Source organism: Synechococcus sp. CBW1004 (assembly GCF_015840715.1).
Lineage (GTDB): Bacteria > Cyanobacteriota > Cyanobacteriia > PCC-6307 > Cyanobiaceae > Cyanobium.
This window is the reverse complement of record NZ_CP060397.1, coordinates 1,680,056-1,700,485: the sequence shown is the minus strand read 5'-3', so window position 1 is coordinate 1,700,485 and position 20,430 is coordinate 1,680,056. Positions and strand designations below refer to the sequence as shown.

Sequence of the window (20,430 nt, the reverse complement as noted above, 5' to 3'; positions counted from 1 at the left end):
TGTGGGGGGCGGCCACGCGTTCCTCATGACATGCAGCCGCGTTCTGGTGCTGCCGATGAAGGAATGCCGCCTCCCTCGGGCGCGAGCGCTCCACTGGTGCTAGGACTCACCGACTGCCGATCAGAGCCCACGGCCGGATGGGAAGCCCGATCGATCTCGCGACCTTTCTGGGGCGGGCGCAGGCCCGCTTCGGTGATCGCTACGACTACTCCCAGATCGTCTACCGGAGCTACAAGAGCCCGATCCGCATCCGCTGTCGCGACCATCCGGTGCGCGACATCGTGATCACTCCGGAGAAGCACCTCCAGACCACGGGCGGCTGCAAGTTCTGCCTCCGTGCCAGCCGCGTGCGCCAGCTGGAACGACAGTTCTCGATCGCCGATGCCCCGGAGCCCCTGCGCGAGCTCCAGCTGCCGCGCCTGCCGGCGCTGCCCGTTCCGGAGAACTGAGCCGCTGGCGGCGCATCGGCCAATGCAAGGCGTCACCAGGGCTGAAGGCTCCGGTGCGTTGCCACTCTCGCCGTCCGGATCCCCGCTGTCGGGGTCGCGCTCCCTGTCCGGGCGACCGATCGAGGTTGCGTTGGTGAGGTGTGAGGTGGCCAGGCACTCAGCAGCAGCCGCCCGAGCTCCCGCTGCCTGGATCCGGCACACATCCGCCGCTGGCCTCCTGGCCGACCTGCGCGGAGGTCGCCCCGCGGCTGGCTGAGCCGGCCCGGAAGGGCAGACCGCCGCCGCACCCGGGGAAGGGGCCGAAATGCCGGCTGAAGTCCCCCAGGCAGTGGAAGTGGGGGGCGAAGCGCGTTTCGGCCAGCATCCGGAAGCTGTTGCCGCACACCGGCACGATCCGGCCGGTTTCGAAGCGGTGATGGTCGTCCAGATCGAAGTGGTGGGGCTGGCCCGGGAGGCTGCCCTGGTAGATCACCGCCTGGCCGTGGTCCTCACAGGTGTCCTCCAGCTGGTCGAGCTGGAACAGCCGCACCGTCGCCGCATGGAAGCGGGTCTCTCCCAGCAGGGCCGCCAGGGAGGGATCGCCGATCTCCAGGGGGCGATCGCTCACCAGGCGCACATCGGGGAAGCCAGCCTCTCGGGCCAGGCGCAGGAAATCGGGCCAGTAGAGGGCGCCACCCAGGCATTCGCCGTACAGCACCGGATCACCGCGCTGCACCTCATTCAGGCGGCGGTCGGCGTAGACATCGGAAAAATAGAACTCGCCGCCGCTGCGCAGCAGCGTCTTCACGCCCCGCAGCACCGCGGCCTTGTCGGTGGAGAGATTGAGCACGCAGTTGCTGACGACCACATCGAATGAGCCGCTCTCGAGCGGCAACTGCTCCAGCTGCTCGATCGTGCCCTCCAGGAAGCGCACGTTGTCAATGCCGAAGGCCTCGGCGTGGAAGCGCTGGTGGGTGCGGGCCACCGCCAGCTGCTCGGGGGTCATGTCAACACCGATCACCTCGCCTCCCGCTCCCACCAGCTGGGCCAGCAGGTAGACGTCGCGGCCGGCGCCGCAGCCCAGATCGAGGATGCGGCAGCCTTCCAGCAGCGGCGGACAGACCAGGCCGCAGCCGTAGTAGCGGCGGCTTACCTCCGGGTGGATCCGTGCCAGCAGCGGCCTCAGCGGCGGGGGGACCGCATCGGCATCGCAGCAGGCGTTGGTGCGCAGATCGGCCGAGCTCTGCAGCTCCTGGCCGTAGTACTGGCGGACGACCTCCTGGGTGGGCATCGGGTGCGGCGGGTGCGTGCAGAGCATTCCCATGCTGCACCGTCCGACCGTCAGCTGGGGAGCGGCGGATGCTGTCAGCCCCTGGGCTGGCCATCGCCGCTCCGCTCAGCCCTCCGGGCCCGCTGGCTTCCCGACTCCGCCCTGGAGCGGTATCAACCGATGGTCAGACGGCCGCGGCCGCCACCTCAGGGACGCTGAGCACCCGGGGTATACCCGGGGCATGGGGGGGGGTGGACCGAGGCGGCCTCAGTCAGCGGCGGCGTCGCGGTCCTCGCTGGCGTCGCTGCCTCCGTCCGCCGGCACCGTGGCCGCCTCAACGGGGCTGGCCTCGCCTCCCTCCTCCTCGCTCTCCTCCGGTGCCGGTGGGACGAGCACCACCTCCGCCAGCCGGTCGCCTGTATCGAGGCGCTGCAGGCGCACCCCCGTGGCGGCTCGGGACTGCTGCGGAATGGCGTCGGCCTGCATGCGCACGATCACGCCCCGCTCGCTCACCAGCAGCAGTTCCTCGCCGGCGCCGAGCACCTTGAGGCCCACCAGTTCATCACCGTCGCGGCGGAACTTCATCGCCCGCAGGCCCATGCCGGCGCGTTTCTGCAGGCGGAACTGGTCGACAGGGACCCGCTTGCCCAGACCGGTGGCGCTGGCCACCAGCACCCAGGGACCTTCGCCACCGCTCACATCGTCAGTGCCTTCGCCATCGGCCTCGGCCTCGTCGCCGCCGGCGAGGGCCACCTGATCGGCCAGTTCCGCCGGCAGCACGTCCATGCTGACCAGCTGGTCGCCCGGCCGCAGCTGCATCGCCCGCACGCCGCGGGCGGTGCGGCCGAGGGGACGCAGCTCCTCGTCGCTGATGCGGAAGTGGATCGTCATGCCGTTGCGCGATCCGATCAGAACGCTGTCGCCCCTCAGGGCCAGGCGCACCCAGCGCAGGTCATCACCTTCCTCCAGGGAGATGGCGATCAGGCCGTTGGAGCGGATGTTGGCGAAGGCGGACAGGGGCGTGCGCTTGACATAGCCACCGCTGGTGAGCATCAGCAGCTGCACGTCGTCGTCGAACGCGCTCACCGACAGCAGCGAGGTGATCGCCTCCTCGCGCGGGATCGGCAGCAGCTGCACGATCGGCGTGCCCTTGGCGGCGCGGCTGCACAGCGGCACGCGGTAGGCGGGCAGCGAATAGACGACGCCGCGATTGGAGAAGAGCAGCAGCGAATCATGGTCGTTGCAGCTGATGAACAGCTTCACCGCCTCCTCTCCCTGGCTGCGGGTGCCGGCCTTGCCGCGGGTGCCGCGACTGGTGGCCTCGAATTCGCTCACCGGCATCCGCTTGAGATAGCCGTTCTCGGTGAGCAGGACGACCGAGCGCTCGTTGGCGATCAGATCGATGTCCTCCAGGCCGGCCTCAAGGTCGAGGATTTCGGTGCGGCGCGGCGAGGCGTACCGGCTGCGGATCGTCTGGAGCTCTTCGGTGATCAGCCCGAACACCCGTTCGCGACGGGCGAGGATGTCCTTGTAGTCGGTGATCTTGGCGAGCAGATCCTCGTGCTCGAGACGGATCTTGTCGGCTTCCAGCGCTGTCAGACGCCTGAGCTGCATCTGCAGGATGGCGTCGGCCTGAACTTCACTCAGGCCGAACTGTTCGGTCAGCTGCATCCGGGCGGTTGCGGTGTCGGCCGCAGCGCGGATCAGGGCGATGATCGCGTCGAGGTTGTCGAGGGCGATCAGCAGACCGAGCAGGATGTGATCCCTTTCTTCGGCCTTGCGCAGCAGATAGCGGGTGCGCCGCTCGATCGTCTCGACGCGGAAGTCGAGGAAAACCTCCAGCATCCGCCGCAGGCTGAGCAGCACCGGCTCGCCCTTGACCAACGCCAGCATGTAGGCGCTGAAGTTGTTCTGCAGCGGGGTCAGCTTGAACAGGTTGTTGAGCACCACCTGCGGATAGGCGTCGCGGCGCAGCTCGATCACGATCCGCATGCCGTCGCGATCGCTTTCGTCGCGGATGTCGGAAATGCCCTCAAGCTTCTTGTCGTTGACCAGTTCGGCGATGCGTTCGATCAATGCCGCCTTGTTGGTCTGGAATGGCAGTTCGGTGATGATCACCGCATCCCGGTCGGGACGCCCCTTCACCTCCAGGGTTTCGATCGAGGCGACGCCGCGCATGGTCACCGAGCCGCGGCCGGTGCTGAACATTTCGCGAATGCCACGGCGCCCGAGGATCTGGCCGCCGGTGGGAAAGTCGGGGCCGGGTATCAGTGAGGTCAGCTCGCGGTCGCTGAGTTCGGGGTTGGCGATCAGGGCCAGCAGGCCATCGATCAGTTCGCCGAGATTGTGGGGCGGGATGTTGGTGGCCATCCCCACGGCGATGCCGGTGGAGCCATTGAGCAGCAGCTGCGGAATCCGCGCCGGCATCACGGTGGGTTCCTGCTGGGAGCCATCGAAGTTGTCGACGAAATCGACCGTCTCGGCTTCGATGTCCTCCAGCAGCGCATCGGTGGTGAGCGCCTGCAGCCGAGATTCGGTGTAACGCATGGCGGCCGGCGGGTCGCCGTCCACCGAGCCGAAGTTGCCGTGGCCATCGACCAGCGGCATGCGCATGTTGAAGTCCTGGGCCATGCGCACCAGGGCGTCATAGACCGCTGTATCGCCGTGCGGGTGATATTTACCCAGCACTTCGCCCACGACGCGGGCGCATTTGCGATAGGGGCGATCGCTGGTGAGCCCCAGTTCGTACATCGCATACAGGATGCGGCGATGCACCGGCTTGAGGCCATCGCGGGCGTCGGGGAGGGCCCGGCCCACGATCACACTCATCGCGTACTCCAGATAGGAGCGCGACATCTCATTCCGCAGATCGGTCTGAATGATCCGTGCGTCGGAGTCGCCGGGGCCGTTCGGTTGGGAGGGGTCCTCCTCAGGCCCGCTGGGTCCGGTGGGATCCGCCATTCATGACCAGCTGGTTCAGGATTGGAGTCTACCGAAGTCCACCTGTGCTGGCCTCGCTTCTCTCTGCCCCGATCCGTGAAAGCCACCGCGCCTGAGTCCCTGCCCGGGCGCGGCGAGGCGGAGCTGCTGCAGCGCCAGCGCCAGGGCCGGTTGCGGGTGCGGCTGGCGGCCGACTACCGCCGGCTGGTGCGCGAGCAGGGCCTGGCCGCCGCCTATGCCGACACCGACGTGGTGGTGGCGGCCAATGCCGAATTCACCGACCAGGCCAGCCTGCACCTGGGTCTGGGCCCGACGGATCCCCCGATCCGGCTGCGGGACCCGCAGCTGGACGGTGTGCCTGCCCAGGCCGGGGGCAGCGGCACCGATCTGGTGCTTCCTCTGGCCGGCGGCCCCCTGGAGGGCCAGCGCCGCGGCGGAGCCCAGGTGCTGGCGACCCTGCTGAGAGGCGGCAGTGTCGCCTTCAGCGCCGCGGGCGAGGCCACGCCGCTGCAGCCCAGGCGCGAGCTGAACCTGTGGCTGGATCGCCAGCAGATCGGCCAGGGCCGGTTGCTGCTGCATCGGGCGATCGTGGAGAACGGCCTGGTGGCGGTGAGCAGCGCCGAAGGCGTGGTGCGCACTCCCTGGGGGCCGTTGCTCGGACCCTGGGCCAGTGCCCTCTACAGCTGCGGTGGCGCCGGCAGCATCGGCCTGACGATGCCGGGCCTGTCGCTGCTGGGGCCGGGATCGCCGGTGCTGGTGGCCGGTGCGGTCGGCTGGGTGGTGGGCAGCGGCAGTGCCCATCAGCCCCAGGTGCGGCGCCTCGCGAGCGGCCATGCCCGCTCCCCCGGCGCCACGGCGGCGGTCTGCGTCGACTGGCAGGAGCTGGACCCCCGCTGGATCCGCTCCTGCTTCTTCGAGGGCCACGGCAGTGCCCTGCTGGTGGCGATCGCCGCGCCGGTGCCCCTGGTCCACGCGGCCATTGCGCGCCAGGCGGCGGCGGGCGACAGCGAGCTGGAGGCGCCGGTGCTCGATCTCTCGATTCCGCGTCGCCTCAAGCCGGGCTTCGGCGGCGTGCCCTACAGCCTTCTCAAGGCGGGCGCGATCACGGTCAACGGGCAGTCCGTGCCAGTCGCCCCGGCCCACAGCCCACGGCTGGCGGAGGAGCTGGCGGAGGAGCTGGCGGTTCGCCTGCGGGAGGACCGATTCCCCCTGCGTCTGCCGCTGCTGCCCCTGAGCAGCCGCCCCTCGCTGTTGCCTCTCGAAGCCTGACGCTTCGGCGCGCCGCCGGGTCCGGCCCGGGAAACGGCCGTAAGCTCCCGCCAGTGCCCGCCCAGATCATGGCCGAGACCCCCTTCTCCCCCGAATCCGGAGCCACCAGCGGCGGCACGGCTCCCGAGGACGGGAACCTGGGGAGTCCCGTTCAGCCTCCCGCCGGCTTCAACCCGGAGCCCGTGCCGGCCCCCCCGGAGGCGAGCGAGACGCCCGCCCCCGTTGAGGCCGTCTCCGGGGATCCGCTGCCCTCCGCTCCCGAACCGGTTGCGGCTCCGGAGGCCCCAGCCGCTCCACCGGAGCCTGTCGCGGCCGCGCCAGCCTTCAGCGCCGCTCCCGCGCAGACCGTGCCCTCGGGGGTTGCGGATGCTGCGGAGCCGACCCCGGCGCCGCAGCCCGAGCAGCCCGCCGGGGTGGCGGCCACGATCACCGTTCCGCCCCTGGAGGATCCCGGCACCGGAGGCGGTGGCGAGTGGGAGCTGCTGGTCGAGCGGTTCAACACCTGGTGGAACTCCGGCGAGCTGAATCGACAGTGGCAGCGGATCCGTGGCCCTCTCAAGGGTGTCGCGATCGTGCTGGCCGTGCTTGTGGCTCTGCAGGTGTATGCCACGGTCGTTCGCACCATCGACGGCATCCCGCTGGTCTCCGGCCTGCTGGAGCTCACCGGTCTGATCGTCGTTCTGCAGTTCGGCGCCACCCGCCTGCTGCGCAGCAGCGACCGCCAGGAGGTGATCGCCCAGCTTCAGAAGCGCTGGCTCGATTTCCGCGGTCGCAACTGAACCGCCGCCCCCCGCCCCAGCGGTGTGGAGGGCCGCTTCAGCCCGGTTGATAGCTTGGCCGGACTGCGAACGTTGCTCCGGTGAATCTTCAGCTGGGTCGATCCCGAACCGTCCGCCGGGCCTACGGCATCGATGAGATCGCTCTGGTGCCGGGCGGTCGCACCGTGGATCCCTCGGTCACCGACAGCAGCTGGACCCTCGGTGGTGTGCAGCGCGAGATTCCGATCATCGCCAGCGCCATGGATGGCGTCGTCGATGTGGGCATGTGTGCGGAGCTCACCAGGCTCGGAGCGCTCGGCGTGCTGAACCTTGAGGGTGTTCAGTGCCGCTACGACGATCCCAACCCCGTGCTCGACCGCATCGCCTCGGTCGGTAAGGAGGAGTTCGTGCCGCTGATGCAGGAGCTCTACAGCCAGCCCGTGCGCGAGGACCTGATCCGCCGGCGCATCGCCGAGATCAAGGAGCGAGGCGGCATCGCGGCCGTGAGCGCCACGCCGGTGGCCGCCCTGAAGTTCGGCAAGGCGATCTCCGAGGCCGGCGCCGATCTGTTCTTCGTCCAGGCCACGGTGGTGAGCACCGAGCACATCGGTCCCGAAGGCCAGGAGAGCCTGGATCTCGAAGCCCTCTGTCGCGATTTCGGCGTGCCGGTGATCATCGGCAACTGCGTCACCTACGACGTGGCCCTGAAGCTGATGCGCGCCGGCGCTGCCGGCGTGATGGTGGGTATCGGCCCCGGTGCCGCCTGCACCAGCCGCGGCGTGCTCGGCATCGGCATCCCCCAGGCCACCTCGGTGGCCGATTGCGCGTCCGCCCGCGACGACTATCAGAAGGAGAGTGGCCGGTACGTGCCCGTGATCGCCGATGGCGGCATCGTCACCGGTGGTGACATCTGCAAGTGCCTGGCCTGTGGCGCCGACGCCGTGATGATCGGATCTCCGATCGCCCGCGCCGCCGAAGCCCCCGGCCGCGGCTTCCACTGGGGCATGGCCACCCCCAGCCCGGTCCTGCCCCGCGGCACGCGCATCAAGGTGGGCACCACCGGCAGTCTCGAGAAGATCCTGCGCGGTCCCGCCTCCCTCGACGACGGCACCCAGAACCTGCTGGGCTGCATCCGCACCTCGATGGGCACCCTGGGCGCCCGCACTCTCAAGGAGATGCAGCAGGTCGAAGTGGTGGTGGCTCCCTCCCTGCTCACCGAGGGCAAGGTGTATCAGAAGGCCCAGCAGCTGGGCATGGGCAAATAGGCCCCGGGCGGCTTTCCGGCCCACACCGCTGCGCCGGTCTCACATGCTGTCTCAGAGGGTGTCCCCGCGGACCTGAATCCTCAGCGCCTGTCCGGCTCACATGCCAGTGCGCAGAAGGCCTGTCGCTGGGTGCTCGCACGGGTTCGCCGGGTGCGGCTGTCTCACTCCCAGACGGTCCCGCCTCATGCCGAGATGGAGCTAGTGTCAGGCCGTGGGGGCTACGGCTCGCACACTCCTCACACCCTCCGGCCCGGAGATCCCGGGCTTTTTGTCTTGTTCCGGGGCGCCCGGTGTGCCGCTCCATCCCCAGCCACCGGTGATCGCTTCCCCACTGAGCGGCCTCCCTGTTGCGGAGGTCCGAGGGGCCTCGCTGCCGACGCTCCTGCGCTGCAGCTTCGAGGGGCTTCAGGGCAGGCCCCTTAAGGCCTGCAACACCCTCCGCTCAGCCGGTGGTGAAGGCGAAAACCGTTGCTAGATTCCGCCAAACTCCACTTCCGGACCCGCATGTCCAGCGCCGCCGCTGTCACCGACGCCTCCTTCGACCAGGACGTGCTCAAGAGCGACGTGCCCGTGCTGGTCGATTTCTGGGCACCCTGGTGCGGCCCCTGCCGCATGGTGGCCCCGATCGTCGATGAGATCGCCAAGGACTTCGAGGGCCGCATCAAGGTGTTCAAGCTGAACACCGATGAGAATCCCAACGTCGCCAGCCAGTACGGCATCCGAAGCATCCCCACACTGATGCTGTTCAAGGACGGTCAGAAGGTCGACACCGTTGTCGGTGCCGTTCCCAAGACCACCCTCTCCGGCACGATCGCCAAGTACCTCTGAGCACTGCCCCCTCCACAGGCCCCACCGGCGCCCGCAGGCCCCTGGATGTCCTGGCTGACGAACTCCGGGGGCACCCGCAGCGTCGCCACATCGAGCGGGCGCTCGTTTCTCTGCTGCGCGTGGCCCGCGAGGAGCGCGAGCTGGATGCCTGGCGTCTGGTCAGTGGTGCGCTCGCGGATCTGAGCGAGGCCCTGCAGGTGTTCCGTCCCGTGCGCGCGTCCCGCAAGATCAGCATCTTCGGGTCGGCGCGCACCGGTCGGGATGAGCCCTGTTACGGACTCGCTTCCAGAGCTGCCGAGCTGGCGGTGGAAGCCGGTTTCGAGGTGATGACGGGAGCGGGTGGTGGGGTGATGGAGGCCGCCAACAGCGGCGCCGGTTGCAGCCACAGCTTTGGCCTCAACATCGATCTGCCCTACGAACAGCACACCAATCCCTATCTGAGTGACTGCGAGGGGCGGCTGCTGTTCTTCCGCTACTTCTTCACCCGCAAGCTGTTCTTTCTCCGGGAGAGCGACGCGCTTCTCGTGTTGCCCGGCGGCTTCGGCACCTTCGATGAGCTGTTCGAGTGCCTCACCCTGATTCAGACGGGTCGGACGCCGCCGATCCCGCTCGTGCTGCTCGCGCCACCCGGTGATCCCTACTGGGAGCAGTGGCGTCAGAGCGTGAGTGCGCAGCTGGTGGAGCGCGCCCTGATTTCACCGGAGGATATGGCGCTGATGATCGAGGCCACCAGCGCCGAGGAGGCGGTGGATCGGATCCGCCGCTTCTATCGCGTCTTCCACACGGCCCGGCTGGACGAGCAGCCGATGGAGCTGCTCCTGCATGCCCCGATTCCGGAGGAGATCCTCAGCGAGCTCAACTCCGACTTCGCTGACATGCTCAGCGAAGGGGCGATCCACAGCGGTGAGAGCGTGGACGACAACGGGCTGCTCTATCCCTGCCTGCAACTGCGCCTGGATCGCCGCAAGGTGGGCCGCCTTTACCAGTTCATCGATCACCTCAACGGTCTGGACCTGCCCTCCATCGCCGCCTTCGACCGCTCCTGTGACCGGCAGGCCTGCCCTGTCTCCGGAGCCTGAACCACCGCCACAGCATGGGACGCATCGGCCTGATCGACTACGGCATGGGCAACCTGCACTCGGTGCAGCGGGCCTTCGAGCGGCTCGGTGCCGAGGTGCTTCCGGTCACGGACGTCGCCGCGATGGAGGACTGCGCGGCGCTGGTGCTGCCGGGGGTCGGGGCTTTTGACCCGGCGATGCAGCGGCTGCGGGACAGTGGCCTGGATCAGGGTGTGCTCGCCTCCTGCGCCGCCGGCCGGCCGCTGCTCGGCATCTGCCTGGGGCTGCAGCTTCTGTTCGAGGCCAGTGAGGAGGGGCAGGAGACCGGACTGGGATTGCTGGCCGGCCGTGTGCGGGCGCTGCCGAAGGTGCCGCACCACCCGATTCCCCACATGGGCTGGGCGCCGCTGCTGCCCGCCACTCCCTCGCCCCTGCTGCCGGCGGATCACCGGGAGGACTGGGTCTACTTCGTGCATTCCTATGCCGCCGATCCCCGGGATCCCGCGATCGTCACCGCCTGGGTGGACTGGGGTGGCGTGCCGGTGACGGCGGCGGTGTGGCAGGGAACCATTGCCGCCTGTCAGTTTCATCCCGAGAAATCGGGGCCGGTGGGGGAGGCGCTGCTGCACCGCTGGCTCGGATGGCTGGCGCAGCGCGAGACGCTTCTCAAGCCGTGACGCTGCGCCTCAGCGGCGGTCGCCGGCTGCAGAGCCCGCCGGGGGACACGGCCCGTCCCACGGCGGCGCGGGTGCGTCAGGCCGTGCTCAATCTGCTGGCGGCGGAACTGCCGGCATGTCGCTGGCTGGATCTGTGCTGCGGCAGTGGTGTGATGGCGTGTGAGGCCCTGCAGCGCGGTGCCGCCGAGGTGGTGGCCATCGAGCGTGACCGGCGTGTGGCGTCGGTGGCCAGGGCCAACCTGGAGGCGGTGGCCGCCGGGATGGGCACGCCTGCGCCACGGGTGCGGGTGATCCAGGCAGACGCGCGCCGGTGGCTCGCCAGTCGCGCGCCCGATTCCGGGGTCGGCGGCCGCCGGGAGGCTGACTGTTTACCCGCGTTCGAGAGGCAGACAGGGCGCGATGGGCGCCCAATGGATCGTGGGGAACAGGAGCGGCCGTTCGATCTGATCTACTGCGATCCGCCCTGGCCCGCGGGACTGCACGGACCTCTCACAGAGGCGGTGGCGCGGGAAGGGTGGATTCAGCCCGGAGGCACCCTGGTGTGGGAGTGCCCCAGTGATGCGGTGCCGCTGCCGCCGGCCGGCTGGACACTGCGGGATCAGCGGCGCTATGGCGGCAGCACGGTGGTGCTGCTGGAACCGGTATGAGGCGGATCAGCCGCCCAGGGCGCTGCCACGGCGGTACTGGTTCCAGGCGGCGACGAACAGGCCCACCAGGGTCACCGGAATCAGTCCGAGCACGATGCCGCAGAGGAGGGGTTCGATCATCGGAGGGCAGGGAGCTCGTTTCGTGGCGCCATTCTTCCATGATGAACAGCGTGACCGCGATCCCTCGCCACCAACCGTGACCGGCCCTTCCCCCAGCGCCGTCCCCCCACCCGCCCTGGAGGCCGCTGCCCCCGAGGTCGGGGACGGGCTGTCCGGGCGCTTCACCCTGGCGCGGGCCCTGCTGCTGGTGGCCCTGCTGGCCCTGGCCCTGGTGTTGCTGGTGGGCTGGCTGCCGGCGCGGCGCAGCGATCCCTATACGCGCGCCACGCTGGCGTTGCAGGGCTCGGCCGGCGATGGCGGCCGTCTGTTCCGGCTCAACTGCGCCGGCTGCCATGGCCTGGCCGCGCAGGGGCTGGTGGGGCCGAATCTGCACGGGGTGGTGCATCGCAAGAACGACCGCCAGCTGATCCAGCAGGTGGTGAGCGGCCGCACGCCGCCGATGCCCCGCTTCCAGCCTGAACCGCAGGCGATGGCCGATCTTCTGGCCTTCCTGCACAGCCTGCCGGACTGATCCGGCCCATGCCCTCCGCCGCCTGCCGCCCCTGCCGATGAGCCTGCATCTGGTGCTGGTGGAGCCGTCCGGGCCGTTGAACGTGGGCAGCGTCGCCCGCCTCTGCGCCAATTTCGGCCTGACGGAGCTGCGCCTGGTGGCGCCCCGCTGCGATCCGCTCGATGCGGAGGCACGGCGGATGGCCGTGCATGGCCTGCCGCTGCTGGAGAACGCCCGCCGCTTCGCCAGCCTGGCCGATGCGTTGGCCGACTGCCGCCGCGTGGTGGCCTGCACCGGGCGGCTGGAGGGGCCGCCGCTACCCCTGGAGGAGCCCTCGGCCTGCCTGCCGTGGTTGCTGGGCGGTCCAGGGATGGAGACCCCGGGAACCGACGGGCCGGCGGCGTCGCTGGTCTTCGGCCGCGAGGACCGGGGGCTGAGCAACGACGAGCTGCTGCAGGCCGGCAGGCTGCTGACGCTGTCCACCGATCCGGCCTACACCTCCCTGAACCTCTCGCATGCCGTGGCGCTGGTGCTGCACGAGCTCCACCGTCTGCGCCGGCCTCCTGCGGCGCCCGCCCCGCAGCCGGCTGGGGTGCCGCCTGCGGGCGAATCCGAGGAGGACCCCTGTGCCCGCGGCGAACTCGAGGCGGCGCTGACCGACGCCCAGGCCCTGCTGCTGGAGGTGGGCTACCTCCATCCCCACACCGCCCGGGCCCGCATGGCCAAGCTGCGGGCGCTGCTGCAACGGGCTCGCATCCGCACGCCGGAGGTGGCTCTGCTGCGCGGCATGGTGTGCCAGTTGCGCTGGGCAAGCCGCCGCCCTTGTGCTGACGACGCACGCCACTAGCGTCGGGCTCCGAGTTCCCTCCTGCTCGCTCGTGACCACCGGCCGCCCGCCCCGCTCCCGCCGCAGCCCCTGGATTGCCCCGCTGCTGCTGCTGTTACGGCTGGCGGTGATGGGGCTGGGGCTGGGGGTGATCGCAGGTACGGGCCTGAAGCTGCTGGCACCGCGTCTGGCCCAGGGGGCGGTGGGGGTGCCCAAGGCCGATCCCACGCCCCATCTGCGCCCCAGCGGCGGCCTGTCGAGCGGTCGCTTCGAGCCGCGACGGGAGCTGGCGGGGCTGAGCGAGACCTGGAAGAAGCTGGCGGCGGCCCAGAAGGGCCTCACCGCCAGCGGCTATCTGCTGGTGCTGGATGACGGCCGCTACGCCCAGCTGCAGCCCGATCTGCCCCTGCCCGCCGCCAGTGCGATCAAGACGCCGATCCTGCTGGTGGGCCTGGAGGATCTCGATGCCGGCAAGCTGCGCTGGAACGAGCCCCTGACGATGACGAAGGAGCTGGTCGGAGGCGGCGCCGGCTGGATGGCGAACAAGCCGGTGGGAACGCGCTTCCCCTTCTTCGAGGCCGCCACCGAGATGATCCGGGTGAGCGACAACAGCGCCACCAACCTGCTGATCAAGCGCCTCGGCGGCAAGCAGGCCATCAACGCCCGCTTCCGTGCCCTGGGCCTGCCCTCGACCGAGGTGAAGAACTGGCTGCCCGATCTTGATGGCACCAACACCACCAGCAGCCGCGACCTGGCCCGCTCGATCGCTCTGGTGGACACCAGCGAGAAGCTCAGCCCCCGGGCCCGCGACCTGTTCCGCGGCATCCTTGGCACCTCCGGCACGAACACGCTGATCCCGCTGGGGATGCTGATGGGCCTCGGCAAGGACTCCTCCGATCCCGACAGTGAGCTGCTGCCCCTGGGCATCACGGTGCTCAACAAGACCGGTGACATCGGCATCGCCTACGCCGACGCCGCCCTGATCGAGCTGCCCAACGGACAGCGGGCGGTGGCGGCCTTCATGGTCAAGGGCCCGTTCAACGACCCACGCTCCGCCGAGCTGATCCGCAAGATGGCCGGTGCCGTCGCCAAAACACTGGTGGTGAAGGGATGAGTCGCTCCGTCCGCTGTCGTGTTCTCCCTCTGCTGCCGTTGGCCCTGGCCGCGGCGGCAGTTCTGCCGAACCAGAGCCCCGCGTTCCCACGGCGGATGGCGGCATCGCCTGCGGTCGTGGCCAATGGGGCTCCGGCTCCCGCCGCCCAACCCACCCCGGCGCCGTCCGCGCCTGCAGCCCGCCCACAGCCGCAGCTGCGCCAGCAGGCTGTGGCCCCCCTGAGCGGCAGTCTCGATGCGGTGCCGCTGATCAACGACAACAACCCCGAGCTGATCAAGGAGCCGGGGATCCTGCTGTCCACGTTCAATCCGGCCACCGGCTGGAACGGTCAGCCCCTGCCGGTGGCCGGCGCCCACCTGAACAGTCCCGTCAACGGGGTCTTCGGCCTGTTCAGTCACCATGTCTATGCCGGCAAGCCCGAGACGCTCGATTCGACGCTGTGGCTGGCGGTGGTGGCGGCGCCGCGTGGCAGCAGGCCCGTGACCCTGCGGCTGCTGAACGGGTCCACGGCCTTGTCCCAGTCCCCCGATGGCAAGCAGCCCTCCGCGCCGTTCCTGCCGCTGCCGACGCTGCTGGAGCAAGGCGCCACGCCGGTGTGGGCGGGCCCGGGCAGCCGGGTGGCCACCGAGCTGCTGCGCCGGCAGCGCAGCCCTCTGATCCCCGCCAGCTGGACCCTGCCCGCGGGGCAGCTGAGCACGCTGCTGGTGCTCCCGATTCCGGTGCGGGGTCTCGACCCGTTGCTCAACGGCCTCAACCTGCAGCTGCGCCTGCAGAGCGATGGACCGCTGGATGTGGCCACCCTGGCGGCCTTCGGCCCCAATGACCAGCCGCCTTCCCCAGCCAGCTGGGCGCCACTGCTGCAGGGAGGGCTCAGTTCGCGCGAGCACGCCCCCACGCCCAGGGGCGCCAGCGGCGGGATGATCTACTCGCGCGTCAGCGGCATCCAGCAGGGCAGCGTCTGGCGAGCCCGCCTCGGCGATCCGGGCCCCGCCGGCCTGCCGCTGATCCGGGCGCCGATCTCCTGGCCGATCGCTTCCCTGGAACGCGGCAGCCTCGGTACGGCCCAGGTGCAGACCGCCGAGCTCACGGCCTTCTACCCGGGCACCGCCTGGGCCGCCCACGGCAACTACGGCGTCGAATACGACCTGACGCTGCCGCTGGTGAATGACGGCCGCAGCCGCAGCGGTGTGCAGGTGGCCTTTGAATCGCCGCTCAAGGCCGATGCCGCCCAGGGCGGCCTGCGCTTCCTGCCGACTCCCGGCCCGGGGGTGACCTTCCGCGGCACGGTGGAGGTCAGCGGGCTGGACGGCCCCGACGGCCGGGCCCAGGGGCGACGCAGTTTCCACGTGGTGTTGCGAAGCGGCCAGAGCGGCCCGGTGCTGGGCACGGTGACGCTCGATCCCGGCGCCCGGCGCGAGGTGCGGGTGCGGCTGATCTACCCGGCCGATGCGACGCCGCCGCAGGTGCTGACCCTGCTGCCGCTGACGGCGCCATCTCCGGCTCCATCAGCCTCCACGGCCAGGCCCTGAAGCAGCTCGGGCTTGCCTGCTGAGGTGCGCCTCTGGGGGTGCCTCCGCCAGACGCACGGCCCGGCCGGGGGCCTGTGAAACAATCGCCCACACCGCCGGTTCCCGCTCCGTGAGTCAGTCCAGGACGCGCAGGGTCTTCCCCTTCACCGCCATCGTCGGCCAGGAGGAGATGAAGCTCGCCCTGCTGCTCAACGTGATCGATCCACGCATCGGCGGCGTGATGATCATGGGCGACCGGGGCACCGGCAAGAGCACCACGATCCGGGCTCTGGCCGATCTGCTGCCCGAGATCGATGTGGTGGCCGGCGACCCTTACAACAGCTCCCCCAGCGACCCCGACCTCCAGAGCGCCGAGGTGCGCAGCCGGGCTGAGCACGGCGAGACGCTGCCGATCGAGCAGCGGCAGGTGCCGATGGTGGACCTGCCCCTGGGCGCCACCGAAGACCGCCTCTGCGGCACGATCGACATCGAGAAGGCGCTCAGTGAGGGCGTGCGTGCCTTTGAGCCCGGCCTGCTGGCCAAGGCCAATCGCGGCCTGCTCTACGTCGATGAGGTGAACCTGCTCGACGACCACCTGGTGGACGTGCTGCTCGATTCGGCCGCCTCGGGCTGGAACACGGTGGAGCGCGAGGGCGTCAGCGTGCGCCACCCGGCCCGCTTCGTGCTCATCGGCTCCGGCAACCCGGAGGAGGGCGAGCTGCGGCCGCAGCTGCTCGATCGCTTCGGCATGAGCGTCGAGGTGCGCACCGTGCGCGATCCTCAGCTGCGGGTGCAGGTGGTGGATCAGCGCACCGCCTTCGACGACGACCCCGAGGGCTTCAGCGTCCAGGTGCAGGAGATCCAGGACGGACTCCAGGCGCGGGTGGTAGAGGCCCAGCAGCGGCTGCCGCAGGTGGAGATCGACGACGACCTGCGCATCCGCATCTCGGCGGTGTGCGGCGAGCTCGATGTGGACGGCCTGCGCGGCGACATCGTCACCAACCGGGCCGCCCGGGCCCTGGCGGCGTTCGAGGGCCGCACCGAGGTGACCGAGGACGACGTGGCCCGGGTGGTGGCCTGCTGTCTGCGCCATCGCCTGCGCAAGGACCCGCTCGAGACGATCGACTCGGGCGACCGGGTGGTGAAGGTGTTCTGCAAGGTGTTCGAGCGCGGCGAGCCCTCGGACCGCAGCGCCTTCCAGCTGGCGCTGGCGGCCTGAGGTTCCGGCGGCTGTGGTTGCCGCCCCTGCCCGCCGCATGACCACCGACACCTGGATCTGGACGACCGCCGACGGTCTGCGTCTGGTTGCCAGGAGATGGACCCCTTCAGGCCCGCCGAAAGCGGTGATCGCCCTGCTGCATGGCCTCGGCTCCCATGTGGAGCGCCATGCGGCGGTGGCCGGAGCCCTGTGCGTCGCCGGCTATGCCGTGGCCGGTTTTGACCAGCGGGGATTCGGCCGCTCCCAGGGCCGGCGTGGACACACCCCGTCGCTGCAGGCCTATCTCGAGGACATTGCGGCGTTTCTGGCCCAGTTGAGCCGGCGCTGGCCAGGGCTGCCCCAGGTGCTTTACGGCCACAGCATGGGGGCGCTTCTGGCCCTGGCGTTCACGCTGATGCGCCGATCGGCAGTCGTTGGTGTGATGGCCACGTCGCCCGCCCTGAGCAGCCGGGTGGCCGAGCAGCGCTGCAAGCTGCTGCTGGTGCGACTGTTCGGGCGGCTGCTGCCCACCCTGTCGCTGGACAACGGTCTCGATCTCTCCCAGCTCAGCCGCGATCCGGCGGTGCAGGCCCTGGTGGAGGCCGATCCCCTCTGCCACCGGCGGGTCACCACCGCCTGGGGGCTGGCACTGCTGCAGGCGATCGCCCTGGTGGAGGCCCAGGCCAGCCAGTTCCCGGTGCCGTTGCTGCTGCTGCATGGCACAGACGATGCGATCGCCTATCCCTGCGGGAGCCAGCGCTTCGCTGCCTCCGCCCCGGCGGAGCGGCTGACGTTGCAGCTCTTCCAGGGATTCCGCCACGAACTGCACAGCGATCCGGAGCGAGAGCTGGTGTTCGCGCGGATGGTGGAGTGGCTGGATGGGCTGCTGGGGAACCGATCGCAGCCGTGATCCAGGCGGCGAGGCCCCAGACCATTTCTGCCTGCCTGTTCTTCAAGGCAGCCCGGGCATCGCCACCGTTATCACCTTCGCTCGGGGACGTCCCGGGATGGACTGTTCCAGGTCATGCCAGGCCCCATGGGCTGTTGCACGCCTGACCTGGATCCGCGCCGGCCAGCCACTTCCGTCCGGCTGAGGCCCTCGGGCCCAGACAAGCTGACGAAAGTCGTGACTCCTTCATGCGTGCCTCGCTGCGCCGCCAGTTGCTGCATTTCGCGGCCGATCTCTCGGCTTTGGTGGAGGACCCCGGCGATCTTCACCACGGCTTCGATCTGCTGACCCGCAGCTACACCACCCCAGCCGCCGACGCCGCCCGCGCCAGCCTGCGGGCCGACCCCGCCATCCAGCCGTTGCTGAAGGAGCGCTACTGGGGGGCCTGGCCGAGTGCTCAGGAGCTGCTCCAGCTGCCGCCCGACAGCCTCGGTCATCGCTATGCGATCTGGTTCGCCGCCGCCGGTGGCCAGCCGTTGCCCGATCCGGTGCTGGAGCCGGACACGGCAGGGGATGAGGCCTGGCTGCATCAACGCGTGCGCCACACCCACGACCTCTGGCATGTGGTGAGTGGCTGCCCGCCCACCCCGGCCGGCGAGGCGGCCCTGAGCGCCATCCATGTGATGCAGCTGCGCTGGCCCGGCAGCGCCATGCTGCTGGGGGCCGATCTGATGCATCGCTGCCTGCAAGGCGCCACTCCCGGTGAGCCCGACATCGGCCTGGCGGTGGCCTATGGCCTGCAACTGGGGGCGACGTGCGCACCGCTGCTGGCCCAGCGCTGGGAGCAGGGCTGGGAGCGGCCGTTGGCGCAGTGGCGTGAGCAGCTGGGGATCGCGGCGCTGGTGGCGCGAGGCCCCTTTGCGACTTCTGCCTGAGCTGGGCCTTTTCAGATGGTCGCAGGCCCCGTGCGCAGCGAAGTGGAGTCCCTGGTTGAGATCGTCACCGATCTGCGTCAGCTGTTCTGCTGATTGCGCTTGCCGCCTGCTCTCTCGTCGCCAATGATGCGCAGAAATCTGGCCTAAGAAGAGGCCTGTATGCTTCAACCGTTTCCACACAGGGTCTGCGGCCGTGAACAGGACCTTTCGGGAGAATGTTGTCATCCTGACCGGCGCGTCCTATGGGATCGGCAGGCAGTTGGCATTGGAGCTGGCCAGGGAAGGGGCCTGGCTGGCGCTGGCCTCCCGAAGCCCTGAGCCCCTGGCTGAGCTGGCCGATCAATGCCTGCGTCTTGGCGGCAGGGCGCTCGTTGTGCCGACGGATATCTCTGATCCTGGCCAATGTGAACGCCTGATCATGGCAACCGTTGGCGAGTATGGCCGGGTTGACACCCTGATCAACAATGCCGGCGTCGGCTCGGTCACGAAATTCGGCGACCTGGAGGATCTCGCTCTGTTTGAGAAGGTGTTTCGGGTGAACTTCTTCGGCAGCGTCTATTGCACCCACTATGCCTTGCCGTATCTGCGTCAGACTCGCGGCCGGCTGGCAGGGGTGTCCAGTCTGCGGGGTTTGTATCCATCTGCGATTGCGGATGCCTATGGACCCAGCAAGTATGCGATGGCAGGCTTCTTTGATTCCCTGCGCATTGAGTTGCAGGGCAGTGGTGTCAGTGTCACGATGATCTACCCCAGCTGGGTGCGCTCCGGCATCACCAGCAGAGCGCTCAAGGCGGACTCAACGCCACTGGGAACGATCTCGAAGCATGAGATCAATGGCATGCGCGTTGATGTCTGTGCCCGCATCATCCGCAACGCAGTGGCTCATCGCAAGCGTCAGGTTGTGGTGACCCTGCAAGGCAAGATCGGCTTGTGGCTCAAACTGGTGCTGCCCGGCGTGGTCGATGCGATCGTGCGTCGGGATTTTGAGCGGTGATGGCCGGCCCGCGGTATCGCCTCTGCTGCAATCTGCTCTCTGATCTGCGGGCTGTCCGGATGGGCAGCGGCCGGGTGTGGTGAGTTCAGCATGGCGGCCGGTGCCTTGTTCCCATTTCCGCTCCGTTCTGTTGCTGGCCTGACTCGGCCGCTGTCCGTGGCGCTGCCCGCCGCATGGCCGGGGGGTTCGCCGGCTCCCGGCTGCGCATCGGCAGCACGCACGGGGCCCCGTTCGTCAGGTGCCCTGCCTCGAGGGGCATCACGTTCCTTGCGTGACGGATTCCGGGGCCTGGCCCTGGCTCCCGGCCTGGCGACGCTCGCGCAGCGCGCCGGGGATCGCCATCACAGTGCCGCAGGCGCCATCGGGGCCTGATGGTGGGCAGCGCAGGCTGGGTCAGGCCTGGAGCCAGCCTGCGCTGGATCGGCCCCGCCGCCGCCTGTCGCAGCAGGATGGCTGCGGGTGGTGCTGCATTGCGGTCGTCATCGCCTGAACGCCGCCTGTTCCGCCCATGGTCATCCTCGGCATCGACCCCGGCCTGGCCATCGTCGGCTACGGCGTGATTGAGGTGGCCGAGGGCCCGCAGGGCAGGCCTGCCGGCTGCAGCCAGCGCCTGCTCGACTGCGGCATGATCCGCACCGATCCCGGCCGCAGCGAAGGGGATCGGATGGTGGAGATCGCCTCCGACCTGCGCCAGCTGATCCGCGCCTGGCGCCCCCGCCTGGGGGCTGGCGATGCTGCAGGCGATCGCCCTGGTGGAGGCCCAGGCCAGCCAGTTCCCGGTGCCGTTGCTGCTGCTGGATGGCACAGACGATGCGATCGCCTATCCCTGCGGCAGTGAGCGTTTCGCCGCCGCCGCTCCGGCGGAGCGGGTGACGTTGAAGCTGTGGCCGGGATTCCGCCACGAACTGCACAGCGATCCGGAGCGGCAACGGGTGTTCGCGATGATGATCGCGTGGCTTGATCGGCTGTTGGAGAACCGATCACAGGCCTGATCCGAGGGGCGAGGTCGCGGAGAGTTTCTGCCTGCCCGATCTCCGTGTGCGCCGCGAAGCCGGCGCACACAACGACTTCCGGATCCGACACGCAACGGTGGGGGCATCGCTCCTGCAGCAAGCTGCGCGTCACTGGGTGTTGTGCCGGGGAGGAGTCATGAGGTGTTCTGTCAGCTAGGGTCTCGCCCGATCTGAAGCCCTGTGATGACAACGAGGGCCGCTGG

General features: G+C 69.5%; 20 protein-coding genes and 1 pseudogene. 18 read left to right on the top strand and 3 right to left on the bottom strand.

The window, feature by feature from the left end:
* Positions 1-137 precede the first annotated feature (137 nt).
* Entirely contained in the window at positions 138-449 is a 312-nt protein-coding gene (locus tag H8F25_RS08215) for a hypothetical protein (RefSeq protein ID WP_197213091.1), read from the top strand.
* Between the two features lie 157 nt (positions 450-606).
* Here H8F25_RS08215 and H8F25_RS08210 read toward each other — a convergent pair whose 3' ends face one another.
* Positions 607-1,719 carry a methyltransferase domain-containing protein gene (locus H8F25_RS08210; RefSeq protein WP_197213089.1) on the bottom strand — a complete coding sequence of 371 codons (1,113 nt, stop codon included), beginning with the start codon at positions 1,717-1,719 and terminating at the stop codon, positions 607-609.
* Between the two features lie 246 nt (positions 1,720-1,965).
* Entirely contained in the window at positions 1,966-4,659 is a 2,694-nt protein-coding gene (gene gyrA, locus H8F25_RS08205) for a DNA gyrase subunit A (protein ID WP_197213087.1), read from the bottom strand.
* Positions 4,660-4,734: 75 nt separating this feature from the next.
* Between gyrA and H8F25_RS08200 the strand changes: the two genes are divergently transcribed.
* From H8F25_RS08200 to H8F25_RS08170, 7 genes are all read left to right on the top strand, one after another.
* Entirely contained in the window at positions 4,735-5,907 is a 1,173-nt protein-coding gene (locus tag H8F25_RS08200; protein ID WP_197213083.1) for a homocysteine biosynthesis protein, read from the top strand.
* 68 nt (positions 5,908-5,975) lie between these two features.
* A complete protein-coding gene (locus tag H8F25_RS08195; RefSeq protein WP_197213082.1) occupies positions 5,976-6,686 on the top strand; it encodes a CAAD domain-containing protein in 711 nt (236 codons plus the stop codon).
* Between the two features lie 80 nt (positions 6,687-6,766).
* Positions 6,767-7,930, top strand: a complete 1,164-nt coding sequence (locus H8F25_RS08190) for a GuaB3 family IMP dehydrogenase-related protein (RefSeq protein WP_197213080.1) — start codon at positions 6,767-6,769, stop codon at positions 7,928-7,930.
* 504 nt (positions 7,931-8,434) lie between these two features.
* Positions 8,435-8,758: a thioredoxin gene (gene trxA, locus H8F25_RS08185; RefSeq protein WP_197213079.1), complete on the top strand. Its 324-nt coding sequence runs from the start codon at positions 8,435-8,437 to the stop codon at positions 8,756-8,758.
* A 119-nt stretch (positions 8,759-8,877) separates the two neighbouring features.
* On the top strand, positions 8,878-9,837 hold the full coding sequence (locus tag H8F25_RS08180) for an LOG family protein (RefSeq protein ID WP_231597271.1): 960 nt from the start codon (positions 8,878-8,880) through the stop codon (positions 9,835-9,837).
* Between the two features lie 14 nt (positions 9,838-9,851).
* Positions 9,852-10,493, top strand: a complete 642-nt coding sequence (gene hisH / locus H8F25_RS08175) for an imidazole glycerol phosphate synthase subunit HisH (RefSeq protein ID WP_197213078.1) — start codon at positions 9,852-9,854, stop codon at positions 10,491-10,493.
* On the top strand, positions 10,490-11,140 hold the full coding sequence (locus H8F25_RS08170) for an RsmD family RNA methyltransferase (protein WP_197213076.1): 651 nt from the start codon (positions 10,490-10,492) through the stop codon (positions 11,138-11,140). The genes hisH and H8F25_RS08170 overlap by 4 nt, the downstream gene beginning before the upstream one ends.
* Positions 11,141-11,146: 6 nt before the next feature.
* On the opposite strand, the gene petG is transcribed toward H8F25_RS08170, so the two are convergent.
* A complete protein-coding gene (gene petG / locus H8F25_RS08165) occupies positions 11,147-11,260 on the bottom strand; it encodes a cytochrome b6-f complex subunit V (RefSeq protein ID WP_015110794.1) in 114 nt (37 codons plus the stop codon).
* A 76-nt stretch (positions 11,261-11,336) separates the two neighbouring features.
* On the opposite strand from petG, the gene H8F25_RS08160 reads away from it, so the two are divergent.
* From H8F25_RS08160 to H8F25_RS18135, 10 genes and pseudogenes are all read left to right on the top strand, one after another.
* Positions 11,337-11,771, top strand: coding sequence for a c-type cytochrome (locus tag H8F25_RS08160; RefSeq protein WP_370525852.1), 435 nt, complete (start codon positions 11,337-11,339; stop codon positions 11,769-11,771).
* A gap of 37 nt (positions 11,772-11,808) precedes the next feature.
* A complete protein-coding gene (locus H8F25_RS08155) occupies positions 11,809-12,597 on the top strand; it encodes an RNA methyltransferase (RefSeq protein WP_197213074.1) in 789 nt (262 codons plus the stop codon).
* 31 nt (positions 12,598-12,628) lie between these two features.
* On the top strand, positions 12,629-13,690 hold the full coding sequence (locus H8F25_RS08150) for a serine hydrolase (RefSeq protein ID WP_231597270.1): 1,062 nt from the start codon (positions 12,629-12,631) through the stop codon (positions 13,688-13,690).
* A 95-nt stretch (positions 13,691-13,785) separates the two neighbouring features.
* The gene (locus H8F25_RS08145) at positions 13,786-15,219 is read left to right on the top strand and encodes a DUF3370 domain-containing protein (protein WP_197213620.1); all 1,434 of its coding nucleotides are present in this window, start codon (positions 13,786-13,788) and stop codon (positions 15,217-15,219) included.
* A 109-nt stretch (positions 15,220-15,328) separates the two neighbouring features.
* Positions 15,329-16,417, top strand: coding sequence for a magnesium chelatase ATPase subunit I (bchI, locus tag H8F25_RS08140; protein ID WP_197213072.1), 1,089 nt, complete (start codon positions 15,329-15,331; stop codon positions 16,415-16,417).
* 37 nt (positions 16,418-16,454) lie between these two features.
* Positions 16,455-17,306 carry an alpha/beta hydrolase gene (locus H8F25_RS08135; protein WP_197213070.1) on the top strand — a complete coding sequence of 284 codons (852 nt, stop codon included), beginning with the start codon at positions 16,455-16,457 and terminating at the stop codon, positions 17,304-17,306.
* 227 nt (positions 17,307-17,533) lie between these two features.
* Positions 17,534-18,220 carry a Coq4 family protein gene (locus H8F25_RS08130; protein WP_197213068.1) on the top strand — a complete coding sequence of 229 codons (687 nt, stop codon included), beginning with the start codon at positions 17,534-17,536 and terminating at the stop codon, positions 18,218-18,220.
* A 193-nt stretch (positions 18,221-18,413) separates the two neighbouring features.
* Positions 18,414-19,214, top strand: a complete 801-nt coding sequence (locus H8F25_RS08125) for an SDR family oxidoreductase (protein ID WP_197213066.1) — start codon at positions 18,414-18,416, stop codon at positions 19,212-19,214.
* A gap of 508 nt (positions 19,215-19,722) precedes the next feature.
* Positions 19,723-19,941 (top strand): annotated as a pseudogene (locus H8F25_RS18140) (crossover junction endodeoxyribonuclease RuvC); the annotation flags it as partial.
* Positions 19,942-19,945: 4 nt separating this feature from the next.
* Positions 19,946-20,206, top strand: a complete 261-nt coding sequence (locus tag H8F25_RS18135; protein ID WP_370525851.1) for an alpha/beta hydrolase — start codon at positions 19,946-19,948, stop codon at positions 20,204-20,206.
* The last annotated feature ends 224 nt before the right edge of the window (positions 20,207-20,430 follow it).